At 76.8% G+C, this 5,790-nt stretch carries 1 protein-coding gene; it reads right to left on the bottom strand.

What is annotated here, in order from left to right:
* A partial coding sequence (locus tag EBH09_RS30290) for an SDR family NAD(P)-dependent oxidoreductase (protein ID WP_238697570.1) occupies positions 1 to 5,790 on the bottom strand: 5,790 nt, incomplete at both ends.

Genomic DNA, 5,790 nt, shown 5'->3' with positions numbered 1-5,790 from the left:
GGCACGGCCCGCGGGGCGGGCCCGGCCTTAGCGCGGTCGGCGAGGGGTGCCTGGGCCATGGGCGCGACCTGCCCGCCGTCGGCGAACGCAGCCTGCCCCGCGGGCGCGACCTGCACGCGGTCGGCGAGCGGCGCCTGGGCGCCGGCGTCGGTGGCAGGGCTCGCGAGAGACGCCTGCTTGCCGGGCAGGCGGCCCGCGAAGTCGCGTAGAGAGGCGAGCACGCGGCCCCGGTCGTCGTACACGGTCAGGTCGAAGCGGCGCACGCCCGCCGACTCGCCGGCCAGCCGGGCGTGCGCGTGGCAGACCTCGGGCAGCGGGCCGAAGGAGTCCAGCGCGCCGAGGCTGAAGGGGACGGCGAGTTCACCGGGGCGCGGCGCGGTGGTCCGGCCGGTCCAGTGGCAGGCCCGCAGGGCGCCGTCCAGGAGCGGCGGGGGCAACTGGGTGTCCGGGGCGGCCCCGGTCCGGGCCAGCCGGACCAGTGCCTCGCCGGCCCCGGTCCGGATCTCGTCGATGACGTGGAAGGAGGGGCCGTACGCGAACCCGGCGGCCGCGTACTCGGTGTACGCGGTGGGCCCGTCGCGCACGACGGACAGCCGGGCGCGCAGCGCGGCGAGGTCCTCGGCGGCCTCGGGGGCGGTGGGGGCCGGGACGACGCTGCCGCGGGCGTGGGTGGTGCGGTCGGCGCCGGTGCCGCTGTACACCTCGAAGGCCAGCCCGGTGCCTTCCGGGCGGAAGGTGGCGTACAGGTCGAGTGCGCCGTCGGCGAGTTCGACGGCACGGCCCCACACCACCTCGCGCAGGGCGTGCCGGGTGCCGGGCTCGGCGAGCGCGGCGGCGGCGCGGACGAACTCCAGTGTCGCCGCGCCCGCGAGCAGCGGCCGGCCGTCGATGACGTGGTCGCGCAGCAGCGGGTCGCGCGCCCGCAGCGTCTTGCGGAAGCGGACCTCGGTGACGGTGGACTCGTTGGCGTCGACCAGCGGATGCGGAGCGGTCGTGCCCAGGTCGGGGTCGAGCGGTATCCAGTAGCGCTCCGCGGCGAACGGGTACCGAGGGGCGCGTACCCGGCGCGGGGCGGGGCCCGGCCGGCCGGCGTGCCAGGCCGCCCAGTCCACGTCGGCGCCGCCCAGCCAGCGGCGGGCCGAGTCGGTCAGCGGACCCGCGTCGGCGAGGTCGGGGGCCGGGCCGCCGTCGGCGAATCGACGCAGGGCGGCGACGAGTTCACGGCCGTCGGTGACCGCCACCGCGAGCCGGGCCTCGAGGGGTTCGCGGCCCGCCTGGGTGGTGAAGCACAGGTCGGCGAGCGGCACCCGCTCGGTGCCGACGAAGCGGGCGGCCGAGTCGGCGTAGGCGCGCAGCCGTTCCTCGTCGCGGGCGGAGAGAAGGAACAGCACGGGCTCGTCGGTGCGCTGCTCGCCCGCCGGTACGTCGGTGACGGGGTCGGGGTTCGGGGACTCCTCCAGGACGAGGTGCGCGTTGGCGCCGCCCGCGCCGAAGGAGCTGAGGCCGGCCCGGCGCGGCCGGTCCCCGTCGGGCCAGGCGGACAGCTCGCGCTGGACGTGGAAGGGGGAGCGCTCGAAGTCGATGTTCGGGTTCAGTTCGGCCGAGTGCAGCGAGGGCACCAGGGCGCGGTGCCGGAACTGCAGCAGCACCTTGGTGAGTCCGGCGATGCCGGCCGCGGACTCCAGGTGTCCGATGTTGGACTTGACCGAGCCGATCGGCCAGGTGCCGTGCGCGGCCTCGGCGGACCGGTAGGCGTGGGTGAGGCCGGTCAGCTCGATCGGGTCGCCCAGGGCGGTGCCGGTGCCGTGCGCCTCGACGTAGCCGATGTCCCGCGGGGTGACGCCCGCACGTTCCAGCGCGGTGGTGATCGCGCGCTGCTGGGCTCGCGGGTTGGGCACGCTGTAGCCGTTGGTCCGGGCGCCGTGGTTGACGGCGCTGCCGAGGACCAGGCCGTGGACGCGGTCCCCGTCGGCCAGCGCCTTGCGGTAGGGCTTGAGCAGGACGGCGCCGACGCCTTCCCCGGGCACGTAGCCGTCGCCGCCCGCGCCGAAGGCCCGGCAGCGGCCGTCGGAGGCCAGGAAGCGGCCCTGGCTGAGGAAGGCGAACTTGTACGGGTGGACGGAGACGTTGACGCCCCCGGCGATGGCCAGTTCGCTCTCGCCCCGGCGCAGGCTCTCGCAGGCCAGGTGGATCGCGGTGAGCGAGGAGGAGCACATGGTGTCCAGCGCCATGCTCGGACCGGACAGGTCCAGGGCGTGGCTGACCCGGTTGGCGATGGTGGCGAAGGACGAGCCGGTGAGCGGCCGCCCGCCGCGCAGGGCGTCCAGGGCACCGTGGAACTGGTACTCGCCGTACATCACGCCGACGTACACGCCGACGGGCCGGCCGGCCAGGTCGGAGCGGCGGTAGCCGGCGTCCTCCAGGACGTGCCAGGCGTTCTGCAGGAACAGGCGCTCCTGGGGGTCCATCAGTTCGGCCTGACGCGGGGAGATGCCGAAGAAGAGCGGGTCGAAGCGGTCGACGTCGCGCAGGAAACCGCCCCACAGGGTGTGGGCGAGGCCGGGCGCCGCCGGGTCCGGGTCGTACCAGCGGCGGCTGTCCCAGCGGTCCGCGGGGATCTCGGTGATGGCGTCGCGGCCCTCGGCCAGGGCGGTCCACAGCTCGTCGGGGTCGTCGGCGGCCGGGTAGCGGCCGGCCAGGCCGATGACCGCGATGGCGTCGGTGTCCTCGGCGGGTTCGGCGGGGCCGGGCCGTGCGGTACGGCGCGGGACGCGCGGCGGGCGCGGGGCGGTGTCCTCGGCCGCGGGGATGACCGGTGCGGCCGACGGTGTGCCGCCGGTCAGCTCGGCCGCGTGGTGCTCGGCGAAGTAGTCGGCGAGTTCCCCCGGGGTGGCGTACTCGAAGAACAGGGTCTTGGACAGTGCGTCGAAGTGCCGGTCCAGCTCGCGATTGAGCTTGGCGATCATCAGCGAGTCGATGCCGAGCCGGTCGAACGGGGCGTCCTCGGCCAGTTCGGCCGGGTCCAGGCCGGTCTCGGCGGCGATCAGCTCGCGCAGCAGGCGCAGGGCCTCGTCGCGCGGGCCGCCGTCGTCGGCGACGGGCGCGGTGGCCGTGGCGGTACGGGCCGCCCGGGCGACGGGCGCGGTGAGCGCGGTGGTGATGGCGCGGAGGTCTCCGTAGGCCGCGACGAGCGCGCCGGGAGTGCCGAGGGCCTGCTCGAACAGGGCGAGGCCGGCCTCTGTCGGCAGTACGCCGAAGCCGGTGCGGGCGGCGATGTCCGCGGCGTCGTCGGCGCTCTGGCGCATCCCGCCCTCGGCCCACATCGGCCAGGCGATCGCGGTGATCCGGCCGTGCCGTTCGGCGTAGGCCTCCAGGTAGGCGTTGGCGTAGGCGTAGTCGGTCTGCCCGGGGTTGCCGATGTGGGCGGCGATGGAGGAGAAGGCGACGAAGAAGTCCAGCGGGTCGTCGGCGGTGGCCGCGTCCAGGGCGCGCAGTCCGGCCGTCTTGGGGGCGAGGACGGCGGCGAAGTCCTCGGCGGACTTGGTCAGGGCGAAGCCGTCGCGCAGCACACCGGCGGCGTGGACGACACCGGTGAGCGGCCCGAACTCCTCGCGTACGGAGGCGAGCCGGGCGGTCAGGGCGTCCGGGTCGGACACGTCGACGCGGCGGTAGACCAGGCGCTCGTCCAGATCGGCGGGCCGTTCGCCGCGGCCCAGCAGGACCACGTGGGCGTCGGCCCGGGAGAGCAGCCGGCCGGCGACGGCGCGGCCCAGTCCGCCGGCGCCGCCCGTCACGACGTACACGCCGCCGTCGCGGACGGTTGCCGGGGCGTCGGCCCGGACCGGCTCGGGCCGCGGGATCCGGCGGCCCTGGACGGTGTGGGCGACCTCCGGTTCGCGGCCGTGGCCGGCCAGTTCCCCGGCGAGCGCGTCGGCCTCGGCAACTCCCTCGGCGAGGCCGACGGCCTGCGCTTCGAGGAGGGGGTTCTCCGCGCGGACGGTCCGGGCGAAGGCGGCGAGCGCGGCACGTTCGGGGCGAGGGCCGTCGGTGTCGTGGCGGTGCAGCAGCAGCAGGCGCACGGGTGCGGTGGGGCGGGCCGCGAGGAGCGTGCGGACGACGTGGAGCGCCTGTTCGGGGGTCGGTTCGTCGACGAGGACGACGCCGGGCGCGGTGGCCGGGTCGAGGTCGCGGCCGACCGTGCCGATGCCCAGGGCGGTGAGGTGGGCGGCGAGCTGTGCGGCGCGCGCCGCGTCGGCGGCGACGACGGCGGCCGTGTCGCCGAGGGGCGCTCCGGTGGGCTCGGCGGGCACGGCGGTCCAGCGGCGGGACAGCAGGGCCGACTCGCGGGGCTTGCCGAGGACGCGCACGGCGAGGTCGTGCAGGCGGGCCAGGACCTGGCCGTGGGTGTCCACGACGGTGAGGTCGGCGTGCGCGGTCCGCTCCCCCAGCCGGCCTGCCGCGACGTGGACGTGGCAGGGCCCGGTGACGGGGGCGTGCACGGTGAGTTCGCCCAGGGCCATGGGCAGGAAGCCGTCGGCCCGCTCGCCGTAGGCGCGGGACAGCAGCACGACCAGGGCGTGCAGGGCACCGTCCAGGAGGGCGGGGTTGAGCACCGCGCCGTCGAGCGAGGCACCGTCGGGCGGTTCGAGGGTGCCGAGGGCCTCCCCGTCGCCGAGGCGGACCTCGGTGAGGGCGCGCATGCGGGGGCCGTAGTCCAGGCCGTGGGCGCGCAGGATGTCGTAGCAGTCGGTGTGGGCGACCGGCTCGGCGCACCGCGCGGCGACGGCGGCCGGGTCGGCCGGTGCCGGGCGCTCGGCGGGTCCGGGGTGGATCTCGCCGGCCGCGACCACCCGCTCGTCGGAGGTGAGTTCGAACCCGACCGTGTCGCGCTCGCGCCACAGCTGGACCAGTGCGGTGCGCGGCCCGGTGGCGTAGGACAGCAGCTGCTCGAAGGAGACGCCGCGCAGCCGGACCGGTCCGCCGAGGGAGAGTTCGCCGGCCGCGCGGGCCAGTTCGAGTTGTCCGGCGGCGGGCAGGACGGGCTCGGTGCCGACGCGGTGGTCGGCGAGGTAGAACTCGGTGCCGGTTCGGGAGCTGCGGTAGGCGAGGGTGTCCAGGGTGGAGACGTTCTCGTCCAGCATGGGGTGCGGGCCGGGGCCGGTGACCACCTCGGCGGGCGGGCCGGTGTCCGGGCCGGTCAGCCAGCAGCGGCGGCCCTCGAAGGGGTACGTCGGCAGCGGGACGCGGCCGCGCTCCTCGCCCTCGAACCAGGCGGACCAGTCGACGGAGGCGCCGGCCTGCCAGGCGCGGGCCACGCCGTCCCAGGGGCCGTCGGTGACACCGAGGGCGACACCGCGGACCTCGTCGTGGGCGCCGTGCACGGGGATGCGCGCGCGGGCGGCGTGCGGTACCGGGCCGTCGGTCAGCGCGTCCTCGAGCCGCAGCGCCCCGGTCACGCAGGCGGCGGCCCGGACTGCGAGCCCGTCGCCGTGCACCGCGACCGGGGTGACGCCCCAGTCGAGCCAGAGCTTGCCGAGCGCGTACTGGACGGCGAACGCCTGTCCCCGCTCGCCGAGGCGGTCGGCCCCCGCGGCGAGTGCGGCCTCGTGGTGCCGGGCGAAGGCGGGTTCGGCGGCGGCCCACCGGCCGGCCAGGTCCGCCGCGTCCGGGACGTCGTCGGCGAAGACGAAGGAGACCTCGCCGGTCGCGGGCCGCTCGGGTGCGGGGGCCGCGCGCAGCGCACGGGCGAGGGTGGCGCGGTCGGAGCCGGTGACGGCGAGCCGGTACTCG

The sequence above is a fragment of the Streptomyces sp. E2N166 genome, assembly GCF_003671715.1.
Taxonomy (GTDB): Bacteria; Actinomycetota; Actinomycetes; order Streptomycetales; family Streptomycetaceae; genus Streptomyces; species Streptomyces thinghirensis.
The sequence above is the reverse complement of the archived record's forward strand: the minus strand, read 5'-3'. Positions and strand labels throughout refer to the sequence as shown.